The 13440-nt window shown below is 59.9% G+C and carries 13 protein-coding genes; 4 read left to right on the plus strand and 9 right to left on the minus strand.

The features are described 5' to 3' along the window. Nucleotides 1–365 precede the first annotated feature (365 nt). The 5 genes from MUU53_RS14940 to MUU53_RS14960 all read right to left on the minus strand — a co-directional run bounded on the left by MUU53_RS14940 (nucleotide 366) and on the right by MUU53_RS14960 (nucleotide 4561). Nucleotides 366–1589: a DUF1501 domain-containing protein gene (locus MUU53_RS14940; protein ID WP_247261605.1), complete on the minus strand. Its 1224-nt coding sequence runs from the start codon at nucleotides 1587–1589 to the stop codon at nucleotides 366–368. 1 nt (nucleotide 1590) lies between these two features. Next, a complete protein-coding gene (locus MUU53_RS14945) occupies nucleotides 1591–3180 on the minus strand; it encodes a DUF1800 domain-containing protein (RefSeq protein ID WP_247261606.1) in 1590 nt (529 codons plus the stop codon). Nucleotides 3181–3256: 76 nt separating this feature from the next. After that, complete coding sequence (locus tag MUU53_RS14950; protein WP_247261607.1) at nucleotides 3257–3709, minus strand: periplasmic heavy metal sensor; 453 nt, start codon at nucleotides 3707–3709, stop codon at nucleotides 3257–3259. Then, nucleotides 3706–4017: a hypothetical protein gene (locus tag MUU53_RS14955; RefSeq protein ID WP_062552965.1), complete on the minus strand. Its 312-nt coding sequence runs from the start codon at nucleotides 4015–4017 to the stop codon at nucleotides 3706–3708. The genes MUU53_RS14950 and MUU53_RS14955 overlap by 4 nt, the downstream gene beginning before the upstream one ends. Further along, nucleotides 4010–4561 (minus strand): RNA polymerase sigma factor, encoded by a 552-nt coding sequence (locus MUU53_RS14960; RefSeq protein ID WP_247261608.1) that lies wholly within the window; start codon nucleotides 4559–4561, stop codon nucleotides 4010–4012. The genes MUU53_RS14955 and MUU53_RS14960 overlap by 8 nt, the downstream gene beginning before the upstream one ends. A 223-nt stretch (nucleotides 4562–4784) precedes the next feature. On the opposite strand from MUU53_RS14960, the gene MUU53_RS14965 reads away from it, so the two are divergent. After that, on the plus strand, nucleotides 4785–5006 hold the full coding sequence (locus MUU53_RS14965) for a ribbon-helix-helix domain-containing protein (protein WP_247261609.1): 222 nt from the start codon (nucleotides 4785–4787) through the stop codon (nucleotides 5004–5006). Continuing rightward, a complete protein-coding gene (locus MUU53_RS14970) occupies nucleotides 5003–5365 on the plus strand; it encodes a type II toxin-antitoxin system VapC family toxin (RefSeq protein ID WP_343229115.1) in 363 nt (120 codons plus the stop codon). The genes MUU53_RS14965 and MUU53_RS14970 overlap by 4 nt, the downstream gene beginning before the upstream one ends. A gap of 6 nt (nucleotides 5366–5371) precedes the next feature. Here the strand turns inward: MUU53_RS14970 and betA are convergent, their stop codons facing one another. The 3 genes from betA to betI all read right to left on the minus strand — a co-directional run bounded on the left by betA (nucleotide 5372) and on the right by betI (nucleotide 9340). Beyond that, nucleotides 5372–7024, minus strand: a complete 1653-nt coding sequence (gene betA, locus MUU53_RS14975) for a choline dehydrogenase (protein WP_247261611.1) — start codon at nucleotides 7022–7024, stop codon at nucleotides 5372–5374. Between the two features lie 244 nt (nucleotides 7025–7268). Then, on the minus strand, nucleotides 7269–8732 hold the full coding sequence (gene betB / locus MUU53_RS14980) for a betaine-aldehyde dehydrogenase (RefSeq protein ID WP_247261612.1): 1464 nt from the start codon (nucleotides 8730–8732) through the stop codon (nucleotides 7269–7271). Next, the gene (gene betI / locus MUU53_RS14985) at nucleotides 8729–9340 is read right to left on the minus strand and encodes a transcriptional regulator BetI (RefSeq protein WP_062552960.1); all 612 of its coding nucleotides are present in this window, start codon (nucleotides 9338–9340) and stop codon (nucleotides 8729–8731) included. Before betI ends, betB begins: the two co-directional genes overlap by 4 nt. A 228-nt stretch (nucleotides 9341–9568) precedes the next feature. Between betI and MUU53_RS14990 the strand changes: the two genes are divergently transcribed. Beyond that, nucleotides 9569–11374 (plus strand): GGDEF domain-containing protein, encoded by a 1806-nt coding sequence (locus MUU53_RS14990; protein WP_247261613.1) that lies wholly within the window; start codon nucleotides 9569–9571, stop codon nucleotides 11372–11374. 124 nt (nucleotides 11375–11498) lie between these two features. Here the strand turns inward: MUU53_RS14990 and MUU53_RS14995 are convergent, their stop codons facing one another. After that, nucleotides 11499–12029, minus strand: a complete 531-nt coding sequence (locus MUU53_RS14995; RefSeq protein WP_247261614.1) for a hypothetical protein — start codon at nucleotides 12027–12029, stop codon at nucleotides 11499–11501. Between the two features lie 351 nt (nucleotides 12030–12380). On the opposite strand from MUU53_RS14995, the gene MUU53_RS15000 reads away from it, so the two are divergent. Continuing rightward, nucleotides 12381–13382, plus strand: a complete 1002-nt coding sequence (locus tag MUU53_RS15000) for an NAD(P)H-quinone oxidoreductase (protein WP_247261615.1) — start codon at nucleotides 12381–12383, stop codon at nucleotides 13380–13382. Nucleotides 13383–13440: the final 58 nt, after the last annotated feature.

Consider the following 13440-nt stretch of genomic DNA (forward strand, 5'->3'; position numbering starts at 1 on the left):
CGGTTGCCCCCGACACTCCTCCCTCACAGTCACCCTCCGACCTTATCGTATAGACGCCTGCCATCGCCGCAAATAAAAAATCTCATCGAACATATAACTGAAATGATATGTTCTGGTTCAACCATTGGCGGTGTCGAGCTAACCTTAAGGGTAATTCGCCGACCGGTCAGGTCTTTGCGGACTCTCTATTGGATTGTTGGCGAATGGGATCGACAGAAAGGGTTCGGCATTGTCGCGCATTCGGCGCCCTGGGGAGAAAATCCACGCTGTAACATAACCAAGACTGAAGAGTGCGATCGGGCCAGAAACAGCGGACCGGCCGCGGAGGCTGCGACCGGTCCGGGGCAAGGGGCTGCCTGCAGGGTTCAGGCAATCAGCCCCTTCATGGGAGCCACCGCCTGGCTGCCGGGGAAGACAGCATCGGCAAGATGCGCGGCGCTCGCTCCAAGAAGATCGACCGCAACACCCTTGATGACGGAGCGTAGATCGATGGTGGGGTTCAGGTCTCGGGCCTCGAAGAGCTGTTTCTCCTTCAAGCCCGGCCAATCGGTAATCACGCGACCGCCGCGAATTGCGCCGCCCGCCAGGAATGCGACCGTGCCGGTGCCGTGGTCGGTGCCTTCCGTGCCGTTGATGCGTGCGGTGCGTCCGAATTCGGTGGCGACAACGATGGCCGTATCCTTCCAGGCCGGTCCCAGTTCCTGCTGGAACGCGAGAAGCGAATTATCCAGCCCGCGCAGAAGCTTGGCCAGTCGTTCGGTTTCCTGCGCATGGGTATCCCAGCCCTCGAAGGCAAGCGCTGCAACGCGTGGACCATCCTCCTGCGCAATCAGGCGTGCAGCACCACGCGCCATCTGTTCCATGCCGTCAGGATCGCCCGCGCCACCCTTGGCCTTGACGTCGAGGCCGGAGGCTATGCGCCCTGTCTCGATACCCTCCTGCAGCAGTTTTGCCAGAAGCGGATCGGTCTTGCCGTAGAGGTCGGTCAGTCGTGGTGCCAGATCGCCGTCTGCTGCCCGCAGAATGGAAGGCGCCCAGCCGAGCACGGGTGCCTTGCCCCGGATGACCAGCGGCGCCGTGGAACCGACGGACAGGGCGCGCACCCGCTCCGAAGGGCCGGGAGCAATGCGTTCGCCCTGCGGCAACCCCTCCAGCAACCGGTTCAGCCAGCCCGTTTCCACATGGCCGGGGGTCGAATATCCGCTTTCCAGCACATCCTGACCGTCGAAATGAGAGCGCTCGCGATAGGCCGTGGCGCTGGCATGCACCACAGCTGCCTGCTTTGCCTGAAACATCCGCTGGAAATTCGGCATGGAGGGGTGGAGCGCAAAGAAGCCATCCAGCGGCAGCGCTGCGTTGTCGCCGGAAGTATGCATGGCGATCTGCTGGCGCAGGCCCTCATAGTCGGGATCGCCAACCGGGGGAACTGCCGTCAGCCCATCCAGCGCACCGCGCAGGATGATGGTGACGAAGCGTGGATCGCGACCCTGCGCTGCCGTTGCGAATTTCGGCATGAATGCCCAGGCAAACAGCGCGCCGGAGGCACCCAGGATTGCGCGACGGGTGGGGTTGAGGTTTTCGCACAGCATGTCAGCACCTCTGGAATTCAGGGGAAAGGAAGGCGATGGAAAGGCCCTGTGGCCGCGTTTCGGCACGAGATACGGCCTGCAGCGTCTCTGCCGTCAGCAGCGGACCGAACCGATCACCGGCAAAGGAGCGCGGATCGACGGAACCGGGAGCCTGATGGGCAAACAGGTTGGCTGCGTCGATCCGCGTGGCAAGCCCTTCCGAAGAAGCCCAGCCATCGGTGACGTCCGAAAATCCATTCGGTCCGGACGGATCCCAGAGCGGTTGTCCCAGTGCTTTCAGGGTGGAGAGGATCTGCTGTGGCTTGGGCTTGATGCCCGTGCTGCGCAGAAGCGCCGTGACATATTGCAGCGGCGGGCGCAGCTTTTTCAGTTGCGGATCCCATGCCTCATCTGCGTTCAGCATCGCCTTGTAGACGGCAGATAGGTTGCCTTGCGATTTGGTATAGGCCGCAGTCATCTTGTTCACGAGAGAGGGTGGCGGGTCATCCGCCACGAAGTGACGGGCGAGCTTGAACGCCAGATGCCGCGCGGTTGCCGGATGGCGCGAAAGATCGCGCAGCACGGCTCGACCCTGCTCAATGCCACCTTCCGGATAGGTGATGCCCATCACCGTATGATCGCCCGGTTCATGGGCATTGGCGTTGAAGGTAAATGCGCCCTGCGGTCCCGGCCGCTTTTCATCGCGATAGACGGCCCAGCCGGTGATGATCTTCGCGAAGGAGGTGACATCCGTCTGGCTATAGCCGGTGCCGACGCCCAGCGTATGCAGTTCCATGATCTCGCGGGCAAGGTTCTCGTTCAGGCCGCGCTTGCCGTTCTTGTTGGCGGGAGAATTCGGTCCGATCGACTGCCGGTTATCGAGAAAGACCAGCATTGCGGGATGCGTTTCGACAGCGGTCAACAGGTCTTCGAAACGCCCGAATATATGCGGGCGAATTGCCTCCCGCTCGAAGGCGCCAGCGGCAATATGAACCTCGCCGCCCTTGCCGGTCGCAATGGCAAAGTGGTTGGCCCAGAACATGGCCAGCCTTTCGCCAAACCCGATCAGGGGCTGATGGATGGTGCCGTTGAAGCGGGCATCCGCTTCCGCCAGAAGGATCTGCTGTGGCAGATAGGGACGCTTGGACGGCTGTACGTCGGCCTTGTTTGCCTTGCCGTTTCCGGGGGCGCCATTTCCAGTCGCGCCAGTTCCCGGGGCAGGGCCAGCCATTGATCCGCCCATTCCGCCGCCACCCATTCCGCCGCCACCCATACCGCCTGCATCCATGGTGCCGCCCGCCATTTCGGCAGGCTTGGCGCCATTGGCAGCCATCGCCGTCGCGGCTGCATTGGCGGCAACAGCCGGAAGAGGGCGCTCGCGCTCCGCCTTCACTTCGGCTTGAAAGTCGTAGAGGGAAACCAGCAGATCCTGCGTCGAGCGAAGGCTGCCGCCCACTGGGTGCGGCACGGCCTGCTCCGTCACCTCCTGCAAAAGCAGGTCACGCGGATCGCCCTTGATCGCCGAAATGCTGCCTTCCTGTGCGCCGAGGCCAAAACGCCAGAGCGTCAGTGCCGCTTCGAGATCCTTTGAAAGGCCGGGATTATTTGCCATGGCCGATACGAACTCCGTTTCGTTATCGGCTCTTCAACGCACGGACTTTAGAAAATCCGTCGGTTCGAAATTGTGATTATTTCGCGGCAGGCGGTCGAGGTGCTTCACGCTGCACCAGACCATCCGCCAGACGGCGGCGTTCATCCAGCGAAAGACCCGTCGCGAACGAGATTGCACGCTCCTCCGTCGCGGCCCTGACCGCGTATTCCGCATCGCGCGCCCGTTTCAGCGCATCGCGCAAGGCATCGGCATCGAGGTCCGGCTTGCCCATCAGGGCCGCAGCCTCCACGCGCGCCTGCCTTGCCTCCAGCGAAACGGAACGCACATCCCGGCGTGCTTCGGCCAGTGCCTTCTGCAATTCACCCCGCTGCTTCCCCGGCAGTTGCTCGCCAGCCAGCGGCAGGCGGGACGGCGGCTGACGTGTGTCGCCATAGAGATAGTACAGCCCGCCGCCGAAGATTGCGGCAATCAGGAATGTGTTGAACGCCAGCAGGCCGATGACGAGCCTGCGGTAACCTTGCTCGGTCATTGAACCTCCTGCATGTGGCTGGTGTCTCCATCCGGCTGGATGCTGCCGAATGCGGTGTCATAATCGGTCCTGATGATGGATTGGCTGGGCAGCATGAAAGCCACGGCTGTTGCACCCGTCAGTCCGCCTGCCAGCCCGAGGCCCACCAGACCCGCACCGACAAGCCAGCGGATCATCCGGTTTCTCATGGTCAGTCGGCGCTGACCGCTCTCCAGAATTCGGCCGACAAGCGCTGCATCCGGCGGCGCCACGCGGTAGGTTGAAAGCAGGGCTTCCAGTTGCTTGTCGCGATCTTTGCTCTCAGGCATGGTCGTCATCTCCCAGCAGGATGGTTTGCAATGCCCGCTTGCCGCGCGCAAGCAGGCTTTCCAGCGCATCGACGCTGATATCGAGAACCTGGGCCGCCTCGCGGTTTGACATCTCCTGATAGTAGACCAGAATGATGGCTTCCCGCTGGCGCGGAGCAAGGTTTTGCAGTGCGCGTTCGACTCGGGCGGCATCGCCTTCCGCCGCCATGAGACCCGCATCTGGCAGAGCGCCGGGGTCGATCTGTTCCGGCAGGACATCCGTCAGCACGTCACGCTTCTTTCGCAGCCGGTCGTAGCACAGGTTCAGCGATATGCGGTGCGCCCAGGTATCGAATTTCGCCGTGCCTTGCCGCCAGTTCCCGGCATGCTTCCAGATGCGCAGGAAGGTCTCTTGCGCCACGTCTTCCGCCTCGCTGCGGTCACCCAGCATTCGCTGCGCCAGCGCCAGCAACCGCGGCAGCTTGGCAGACACCAGTTCGCGCATGGCGGACGGATCTCCCGCTGCCACACGCCGCACCAGTTCTGCATCGGGATCAAGGCTCATCGTTTGCTGCTACTGCACACGGGCCTCGCGCCACGCGGAGCCCATGATGCTGGCAAATCGCAAAAGGTTCAACAGGATGCGGATCTTTGTTCTCCCGACGCAGAATTTGGTTCAGGTTCGTGTTGAGCCTTGAACGGGCGAGAAAGCCAGATCCGTCGGTCGGGATTGAAACAAAATCGTAGGCAGGATATATATGATATCGTCAATTGATATAAGAGGAACCATGCGCACGCTTGTCGACATTGAAGAAAGCGCTGTCTCCGCTCTGGACCGTATTGCGCGGGAAGAGAAGGTCTCCCGAAGCGCTCTCATCCGGGAGGCGGTGGCAGAGCTTCTGGAAAAGCGGACCCGCTCCGATATGCAGGATGCCTTTGGCCTGTGGTCCAAAACGGCGGACATTCAGGATGGCGTGGAATATCAGCGATCCCTGCGGGAGGAGTGGTGAAAGCGCTCTTCGACACCAACATTCTCATCGATTATCTGAACGGTATCGATGCTGCCCGAAACGAGATCGAGCGCTATCGGCAGCGCGCCATCAGCATGGTTTCATGGATGGAGGTCATGGTCGGCACCGCCGACGACTATCGCCAGGCAACAGAAGCGTTTCTCTCAAACTTCCAACTGGTCGAGATCGATAAGTCTGTGGCCGAGGAAGCAGTGCGTCTACGCCGTCAGTATCGATTGAAGCTGCCGGACGCCATTGTCTGGGCAAGTGCTCGTGTGGGGGATTGCCTGCTGGTGACGCGGGATGCGAAGGATCTGCCGGTCGACGATCCCGGCGTGCGCATCCCTTATCGCGTCTGATCGCATCTACCTATCACTCACCTGCCAATTCGGGTTCGTCCAAGCTTCCTGGTTGCTGCGGGGCAGGGGGTCACGGCCCAGAATATGATCGGCGGCCTTTTCGCCGGTCATGATCGAAGGGCCGTTCAGATTGCCATAGGTCACATGCGGGAAGATCGATGAATCCGCCACGCGCAGACCCTCGACGCCAATCACCTTCGTTGTCGGGTCCACCACGGCCATCGGGTCGCTCGTCCTTCCCATCTTGCACGTGCCGCATGGGTGATAGGCGCCCTCCAGATGTTCGCGCAGGAAGGCATCGATCTCGTCATCGCTCTGGACTTTCGCGCCCGGCTGGATCTCGCTGTCCACATAGGGCGCGAAGGCCGGTTGCGAAAAGATTTCCCGCGTCACCCGCACGGCATGGCGGAACTTCACCCAGTCCTCCGGGTCGCTCATATAGTTGAAGCGCAGCACCGGTGCGTCCTTCATGTCGGGCGAGCGCAGCGTCACCGAGCCGCGTGACTTCGACATGTTGTAGCCCACATGCGCCTGGAAACCGTGGCCCTCAGCCGCCGATTTCCCGTCATAGGAGACCGCGATCGGCAGGAAGTGATATTGAATATCCGGCCATTTCACACCCGCTGCGGAACGTATGAAGGCAGCTGCCTCGAACTGGTTTGAGGTGCCGAGCCCTGTCTTGAAGAACAGCCATTGCGCGCCGACAACGCCCTTCCAGAACCAGTTGTTCTTTGAATGCAGCGTGATCGGCAGCTTCGATTTGAACTGGTGATAATATTCCAGATGATCCTGCAAATTCTGGCCAACGCCCGGACGATCCGCCACAACCTCGATGCCCATTTCCTTCAGATGCGCGGCCGGACCGACACCCGATAGCATCAGGATCTTTGGCGAGTTGAAGGCAGATGCCGCAACGATCACCTCCCGGTTTGCGCGCACCACCTCGATGCGGCCATCGATTTCCACTTCGACGCCGACCGCCTTCAGGCCCTCGAAAACCACGCGCCGCGCATAGCAGCGAATGAGCCGGCAGTTGGGGCGCTTCAGCGCAGGCTTCAGATAGGCATTGGCGGCGGACCAGCGGCGACCGGCCCAGCTCGTCTGCTCCATCAGGCCAAAGCCTTCCTGTTGGCGGCCGTTATAATCGTCCGTCACCGGGAAACCGGCCTGTCGCCCTGCCTCGATGAAAGCGCGGTAGAGCGGGTTCTTCACCTCGCCACGGCGCACATGCAAGGGGCCGTCCGTGCCGCGCCAACCGTCTTCACCACCGTGTGAATTCTCCATGCGCTTGAAGTAGGGTAGCACATCGGCATAGGCCCAGCCTGTCGCGCCCATCTCGTCCCAACGGTTGAAGTCTTCCGCATGGCCGCGCACATAGACCATGCCGTTGATGGAGGAGGAGCCGCCCACCACCTTGCCGCGCGGCGCAATCATGCGGCGGTTATTGAGATGTGGCTCGGGTTCGGAGAGATAGCCCCAGTTGTAGCGGTCCATGTTCATGGGAAAGGCAAGCGCCGCCGGCATCTGCACGAAAGGCCCGATGTCGGAACCGCCGAATTCCAGCACGATCACCGTATGCCTGCCATCCTCGGAAAGACGGTAAGCCATGGCAGAGCCCGCCGAGCCGGAACCGATAATGACGAAATCTGCGTAGCTCATGATAGTCGTTCCGTTAGGTCTTCTGCTTGGGGCTCACCCCCCTCTGGCTTGCCAGCCATCTCCCCCTCAAGGGGGGAGATCGATTTGCGGCACCGCCTCGGTTCTCTTCGGCCATAGGTGGCCTTGTCTTCATTCCGCACCGCCAACAAGTGGGCGATCGGGTACCGTTCTGCCGATCTCCCCCCTTGAGGGGGAGGTGCCCGGCAGGGCAGAGGGGGGTGTTTCCACCCTCCGGCAGTGCTTCTCAATACGGCGCTTCGCACTTACCCATGCCGACGTAGACGGTCTTGAGTTCGCTATAGTGTTCCAGCGCGGCTGCGGAATTTTCACGCCCAAAGCCGGATTGCTTGGAGCCGCCGAAGGGAATTTCCACCGGGCAGAGATTGTAGGTGTTGATCCACAGCGTGCCTGCTTCGAGCTGATCCACAACGCGGTGCGCGCGGCTGATATCGGCGGTGAACACGCCGGCGGCCAGACCGAATTCGGTGGCATTGGCGCGGGCCACCACATCGGCCTCATCCTCGAAATCCAGCACGCACATCACCGGGCCGAAAATCTCTTCGCGCGCAATCACCATGTCGTCGCGCACATCGGCAAACACCGTTGGCTGCACATAGAAGCCTTCGCCCGACACTGCATTGGGAATGCCGCCCCCGGTCACGAGCCTCGCTCCTTCCGCCTTGCCCTTTTCGATGTATGAGAGAACCTTTTCCCGCTGGGCACGCGATACCATCGGCCCCATCTGGGTTGCCTCATCGCGCGGATCGCCCAGCATGATCGCTTCCGTGCGCTCCTTCAGCCGCGCCAGAAAACGCTCCTTCAGCGCCGTGTGAACGAAGACGCGCGTGCCGTTCGAGCACACCTGGCCGGTCGAATAGAAATTGCCGAGCATGGCGCCGGAAATCGCGCTTTCCAGATCCGCATCTTCAAACACGATGAGCGGCGATTTTCCGCCAAGCTCCATGGTCACATGCTTCAACTGGCTGGCTGCGGCACCCGCCACCTTGCGGCCTGTTGGCACCGAGCCGGTCAGCGAAACCTTGGCGACATCCGGGTGCGAGACGAGAAGCGGTCCCGTATCGCGGTCCCCCTGGATCACGTTGAACACACCCTTCGGCAGGCCCGCCTCAATGAGGATTTCAGCGATCTTCAGCGCGCCGAGCGGAGTGACTTCCGAAGGCTTGAACACCATGGCATTGCCCGCGGCCAGCGCCGGTGCCGCCTTCCAGCAGGCGATTTGCTGCGGATAGTTCCAGGCCCCGATGCCGACGACGACGCCGAGCGGCACGCGCTTGGTATAGGCGAAGTCTGACCCCAGCGGGATCTGCGATCCGTTGAGCGCGGTGGCGATGATGCCGCCGAAGAATTCAAGGCTGTCTGCGCCAGACGTCGGGTCGGCCACGATGGTTTCCTGAATGGGCTTGCCGGTATCCAGCGTTTCCAGTTCAGAAAGCTCGCGGTTGCGCTCGCGCATGATGTCGGCAGCACGGCGAAGGATCCGGCCACGCGCTGTCGGGCTCATGGCCGCCCATTCCTTTTGTGCCCGCTTGGCTGCCTGAACCGCCTTTTCGACGATGGCAGGCGTTGCGGCGTGGAGACGCGCAATTACCTCGCCGGTGGCCGGGAAAATGCTTTCGATGACCGTGCCTGCGCTGTCCTCGACATAGGCACCATCAATGAAGTGAGAGGCTTGCGGCTGGGCTTTCATGCTTGTTCTCCGGGGGCGGATGTCTGAGGAAACTGAGTAAGTTGCGCCGTCACATACTCTTCCACCAGCGCAATCGACGCATCGATGGAAAGGGGTGCTGCCCGCAAGGACTGGCGGATATAGAGGCCGTCGATCAGGGCCGCCGCACCTTCGGCAATGCGTGCGGCCTGCGGGGCAGGGGCAAGCTGCTTCAGCGCATGCATCAGGTTGGAATGCAGGCGCCGCGCATAGAGCACCAGCAGGCGCCTCGTTTCCTCTGAACGCTGCGCTTCCACATAGAAGGCAAGCCAGGCCGCCACCGTTTCCGGCGTGAACTGGTTGGCCTGGAACGAGATGCGAATGACGGCGGAAAGCCGTTCACGTGGTGTGTGAGCCTGCTGAATCGCTGTCACAGCATCACGGCGCAACTCCCTCAAAAGACTCCGGATTGTGGCGATCAGCAATTGCTGCTTGCTACCGAAATAATGGTGCGCCAGCGCCGGAGAAACGCCTGCCTCGCGCGCGATGTCGGACATGGTGACATCCAGCGAGCCATGGCTGCCAATCGTCTTCAAGGCTGCGTCCACCAACGCCTTGCGGCGAACCGGCTCCATTCCAAGCTTAGGCATTTCAATCTCCTGTTAAAGCGGATTATATTTTTGATTGACTGATCAATCAATAAAAATCGAAACCACAATTGGTGAGGTCGATGTAGTCGAGTCGATAGTCAAAAGGCCCAATATTCCGGTGATTTAGAGGTTGCTTCTTCACAAAACTATCATACTACATCAACCATCTGTTGATGACTCGGATGTGATGATCTCTCGCAATAGAAAATGCGTCAGGGAGACGTCGTGATGTCCGGGGCCGTGCCCATCGAAACTCCTGTGCTGCGGCGTTTTGCCGACGGGCAATTGCTGAACCTGAGCAAGCTTGTCATCGAAAGCGCCCTGCAGCCCATTGTCGAACTCTCGACGGGCAAGGTCTTCGGCTATGAAACGCTTCTGCGCGGCCATGGCAGGCTGGGCTTTGCATCCCCGCTGGAGCTTCTGGATACGGCAGAAGAGGCGGGCCAGCTTCTAGCGATCGAACAGATGCTGTCGGCCCGTGCTCTGGCGAAATTCGCCACCGTGCCGGATTTCGCTCATGCTACCCTGTTCATCAATCTGGATGGCCGACTCATTCGCTCTGGCGGTCAGATTGTTGACCGAATGCTGCAACAGCTGCGACAAGCCGAAATCCCGCCATCCTCTGTCTGCTTCGAACTGACCGAGCGTTTCGACAATACCAGCGCACCTGAGTTTGCAGCTTTGATGAAGCGCATGCGTCAGGCAGGATTCAAGCTGGCAATCGATGATTTCGGCGTCGGCCATGCGGAGATAAAGCTTCTCTGCGATTTCCCGGTCGATTATCTGAAGATCGACCGGCACTTTATCGCCGGTCTGGATGCCAGCCCGCGCAAACGCCACCTCGTGCGCAATCTCGTCAACATCGCCCATGTACTGGGCATCCGGGTGATTGCGGAAGGTGTCGAGCAGGAGGCGGAGTGTCTGGCCTGCCGTGAGGCGGGTGCGGATATGGTTCAAGGCTGGTTCATTGCCCGCCCCACGACCTTTGTGAATGAATTGCAACCCGCCTATCCTTCGCTTGCCGATTTGGGCCGTGCACGCCGCACCAGCCAGTCGCTGGACGAGATCCTGATTCGCAGGCAGATTGAGCGTCTGCCGACCGTGTTCGAGCACGAAAGCATCGATGCGGTTTTCGAACTCTTTCGTGCCAATCCACGTCAGGCCTTCTTCCCTGTTCTGAATGCCAATGGCGAGCCGCGCGGCATTATCAGCGAGCATCACCTGAAGGAATTCATCTATCGCCCGTTCGGTCGCGACCTTTTGAAAAACAAGCTTTACGAGCGCTCCATTGCGCACTTCGTGGAAGGTGCGCCGATCATCGGGCTCGATGCCAATGCCGAGAGGCTGATGACCATCTTCGCCAACATGGATGGCAGCGATTGTGTGATCCTGACGGAAAACATGCGTTATGCAGGCGTAGTGTCTGCCGCGTCGCTCATTCGCGTCATCAACGAGAAGCAATTGCAGATCGCACAGGATCAGAACCCGCTGACGGGTCTTCCGGGTAATCGGGCGATCCGGGATTTCATGCTGGAAGCGGGTCGCGATGACGACCAGACCCGCTTTTTCTGCTATTGCGATTTCGACTTCTTCAAGCCGTTCAACGATCATTACGGCTTCCAGATGGGCGATCATGCCATCACCCTGTTTGCCGCTCTGATGAAGCGCTACTTCTTCTCGCAGGGCGATTTCCTTGGTCATGTCGGCGGCGATGATTTCTTCATCGGTCTTCGCGACTGGACATGGGGGGAGGCGCAGGAAATTCTCGGCCGCCTGCTGTCGGATTTCCATGATGATGTGGTCCAGCTCTATTCCAGCGAGGATCGCGCCTCTGGTCGAATTCGCGGCCATGATCGCAACGGTATAGAGCGCGATTTTCCGCTGCTGCGTTGTTCGATCGGAGTCGTGGAATTGCCCAAAGGCCTTCTACTGGATGATGTTGGCCGCATCGGCGCCGCCATTGCAGGTGTCAAGGCCAAGGCTAAGGATAGCGAGGCCGGGCTTGCGGTCGCTGTCTTCGATCCGCATCTTTGATAGAAGGAGCGTTTGCCGTTTTTATGAAAACCACAAACGCTCTTTCCTCGAGCATCTTCACCATGTCTGACGGATGTCACGTCGACAGAGATTGTGCGTTCCTGCTCGATAAGGTCACATCAGATCAATAGGGGCAATTCACGGTTGGTGCATTGTTGAGCGTGGAAGATACGCCGGCGGTAACATAGCCCGTCGCAATGTTGAGTACCTGGGTCTGCGTGCTGATGAGGCCGCTGATCGTTGCGCCTGCGTTGGAAGCCGCGCCGCTTGTTGCTGCGCATGTCCAGGCGGTGCTACCGTTTGGAGATGTGGTCTTCATCATCGTCGCCACATTGTAGCAGCTACCGCCCGGCAGGTTGAACTGGCCCATGTTCGATGTCCATTCTCCGCCAGCGCCGTTCTTGTAAAAGTTGTTGGCTGCAACCACAACCTTGCCACCGGTATTAGTCAGGGCGTTACCAACATTGGTAACGACGATGCCCGTTTCTGTGGCTGATGTTGCGCCCGCCACGAATACGGCATCACTGGCCAGGCAAAATGCGAAATCGCTTGCTGGCAGCGCAGCGAGCTTGAGATCCGCAGACTGAGCATGACCGACGTGTGCCATCGTCGCACCCATAATCAAAGCGAGGGAGGCGGTAAGATAGGTCTTCATTGCAATTTCTCCGTGTTAATGAATCATGTGCGCAATCTAGATACGAAAACCCATCTGCTTTGTCTTGTGAATTCACGTAAAAGAAGCGTGAAAATATTTAAATCAATCATACGTAGATTTTGTCCGAGTTCCAAATTCTCGGCTTGCCTACCTTCTGCTTATCCTTCGAGCTGTGAGGGCAATCTGCCGCCTTTAACCGCGTAGGCTTGCGCCCTATCTTGCCATTCGACTTGAGCACATCGGCGAGGATGAAGAAGCTTTGCGTGCGAATATGCGTGAAAGCGCAAAGAGCGAGCATTGAAGGCAAATCCGTGTTTGCCGCATATATAGCCTAATGGGAGAATTTATTTAATGTCTTTGGCAACCACCATGCGTCACGTCGATCTGACATCCTTCGGTGCCCCCGACGTCATGAGCTTCACCAACGGTCCGGTGCCGCAACCGGGAGCGGGCGAAATTCTGGTGAAGGTGCAGGCGGCAGGCGTGAACCGTCCCGATGTCGCGCAGCGTCAGGGCATCTATCCGCCGCCGAAGGATGCAAGCCCGATCCTCGGCCTGGAAGTGGCCGGAACGGTTGCCGCAGTGGGGGCAGGGGTCACGGATTTCGCCGTCGGTGATCAGGTCTGTGGCCTTGCCAATGGCGGCGGCTATGCGGAATTCTGCATTCTCCCGGTCGGTCAGGCACTGCCTTTCCCCAAGGGATATGATGCGGTCAAGGCGGCAGCGGTTCCGGAAACCTTTTTCACTGTCTGGGCCAACCTCTTCCAGATGGCGGGCCTGACCGAGGGCGAAAGCGTGCTCATCCATGGCGGCACGTCAGGTATCGGCACGACCGCGATCCAGCTTGCCAAGGCGTTTGGCGCCACCGTCTACACGACGGCGGGGTCTGCAGAGAAGTGCGAAGCCTGCGAAAAGCTCGGCGCCACCCGCGGCATCAATTACAAGTCGGAGGATTTCGCCGCCGTCATCAAGGAGGTGACCGGGGGCAAGGGCGTCGATGTCGTGCTCGACATGATCGGTGCTGCCTATTTCGAGAAGAACCTGAACTGCCTTGCCAAGGATGGCTGCCTGTCCATCATCGCGTTTCTGGGCGGCAATATCGCGGAAAAGGTGGACCTGCGGCCCATCATGGTCAAACGCCTCACGGTGACCGGTTCCACCATGCGCCCGCGTACGGCTGAGGAAAAGCGCGCAATCCGCGACGAACTGGTGGCTCAGGTCTGGCCTCTGCTGGAAGCCGGATCGGTCGCGCCGGTCATTCACTCCGTCCTGCCCTTCGATCAGGTGGTCGAAGCGCATCGCCTGATGGAAAGCAGCAGCCATATCGGCAAGATCGTCCTGACGCTGGAGTAACTCGGGCGGCTATCCGAATACTCACCAAGGTGTTTCAGCCTCCCATTGGCAGGGAGGC

It is taken from the genome of Affinirhizobium lemnae, from assembly GCF_022968395.1.
GTDB classification, from domain to species: domain Bacteria; phylum Pseudomonadota; class Alphaproteobacteria; order Rhizobiales; family Rhizobiaceae; genus Neorhizobium; species Neorhizobium lemnae.

Bases quoted from the DNA above. Each gene is read 5' to 3' on its own strand.
- MUU53_RS14940 (WP_247261605.1), bottom strand. From the start codon at position 1,589: ATGCTGTGCGAAAACCTCAACCCCACCCGTCGCGCAATCCTGGGTGCC.
- MUU53_RS14945 (WP_247261606.1), bottom strand. From the start codon at position 3,180: ATGGCAAATAATCCCGGCCTTTCAAAGGATCTCGAAGCGGCACTGACG.
- MUU53_RS14950 (WP_247261607.1), bottom strand. From the start codon at position 3,709: ATGACCGAGCAAGGTTACCGCAGGCTCGTCATCGGCCTGCTGGCGTTC.
- MUU53_RS14955 (WP_062552965.1), bottom strand. From the start codon at position 4,017: ATGCCTGAGAGCAAAGATCGCGACAAGCAACTGGAAGCCCTGCTTTCA.
- MUU53_RS14960 (WP_247261608.1), bottom strand. From the start codon at position 4,561: ATGAGCCTTGATCCCGATGCAGAACTGGTGCGGCGTGTGGCAGCGGGA.
- MUU53_RS14965 (WP_247261609.1), top strand. From the start codon at position 4,785: ATGCGCACGCTTGTCGACATTGAAGAAAGCGCTGTCTCCGCTCTGGAC.
- betA (WP_247261611.1), bottom strand. From the start codon at position 7,024: ATGAGCTACGCAGATTTCGTCATTATCGGTTCCGGCTCGGCGGGCTCT.
- betB (WP_247261612.1), bottom strand. From the start codon at position 8,732: ATGAAAGCCCAGCCGCAAGCCTCTCACTTCATTGATGGTGCCTATGTC.
- betI (WP_062552960.1), bottom strand. From the start codon at position 9,340: ATGCCTAAGCTTGGAATGGAGCCGGTTCGCCGCAAGGCGTTGGTGGAC.
- MUU53_RS14990 (WP_247261613.1), top strand. From the start codon at position 9,569: ATGTCCGGGGCCGTGCCCATCGAAACTCCTGTGCTGCGGCGTTTTGCC.
- MUU53_RS14995 (WP_247261614.1), bottom strand. From the start codon at position 12,029: ATGAAGACCTATCTTACCGCCTCCCTCGCTTTGATTATGGGTGCGACG.
- MUU53_RS15000 (WP_247261615.1), top strand. From the start codon at position 12,381: ATGTCTTTGGCAACCACCATGCGTCACGTCGATCTGACATCCTTCGGT.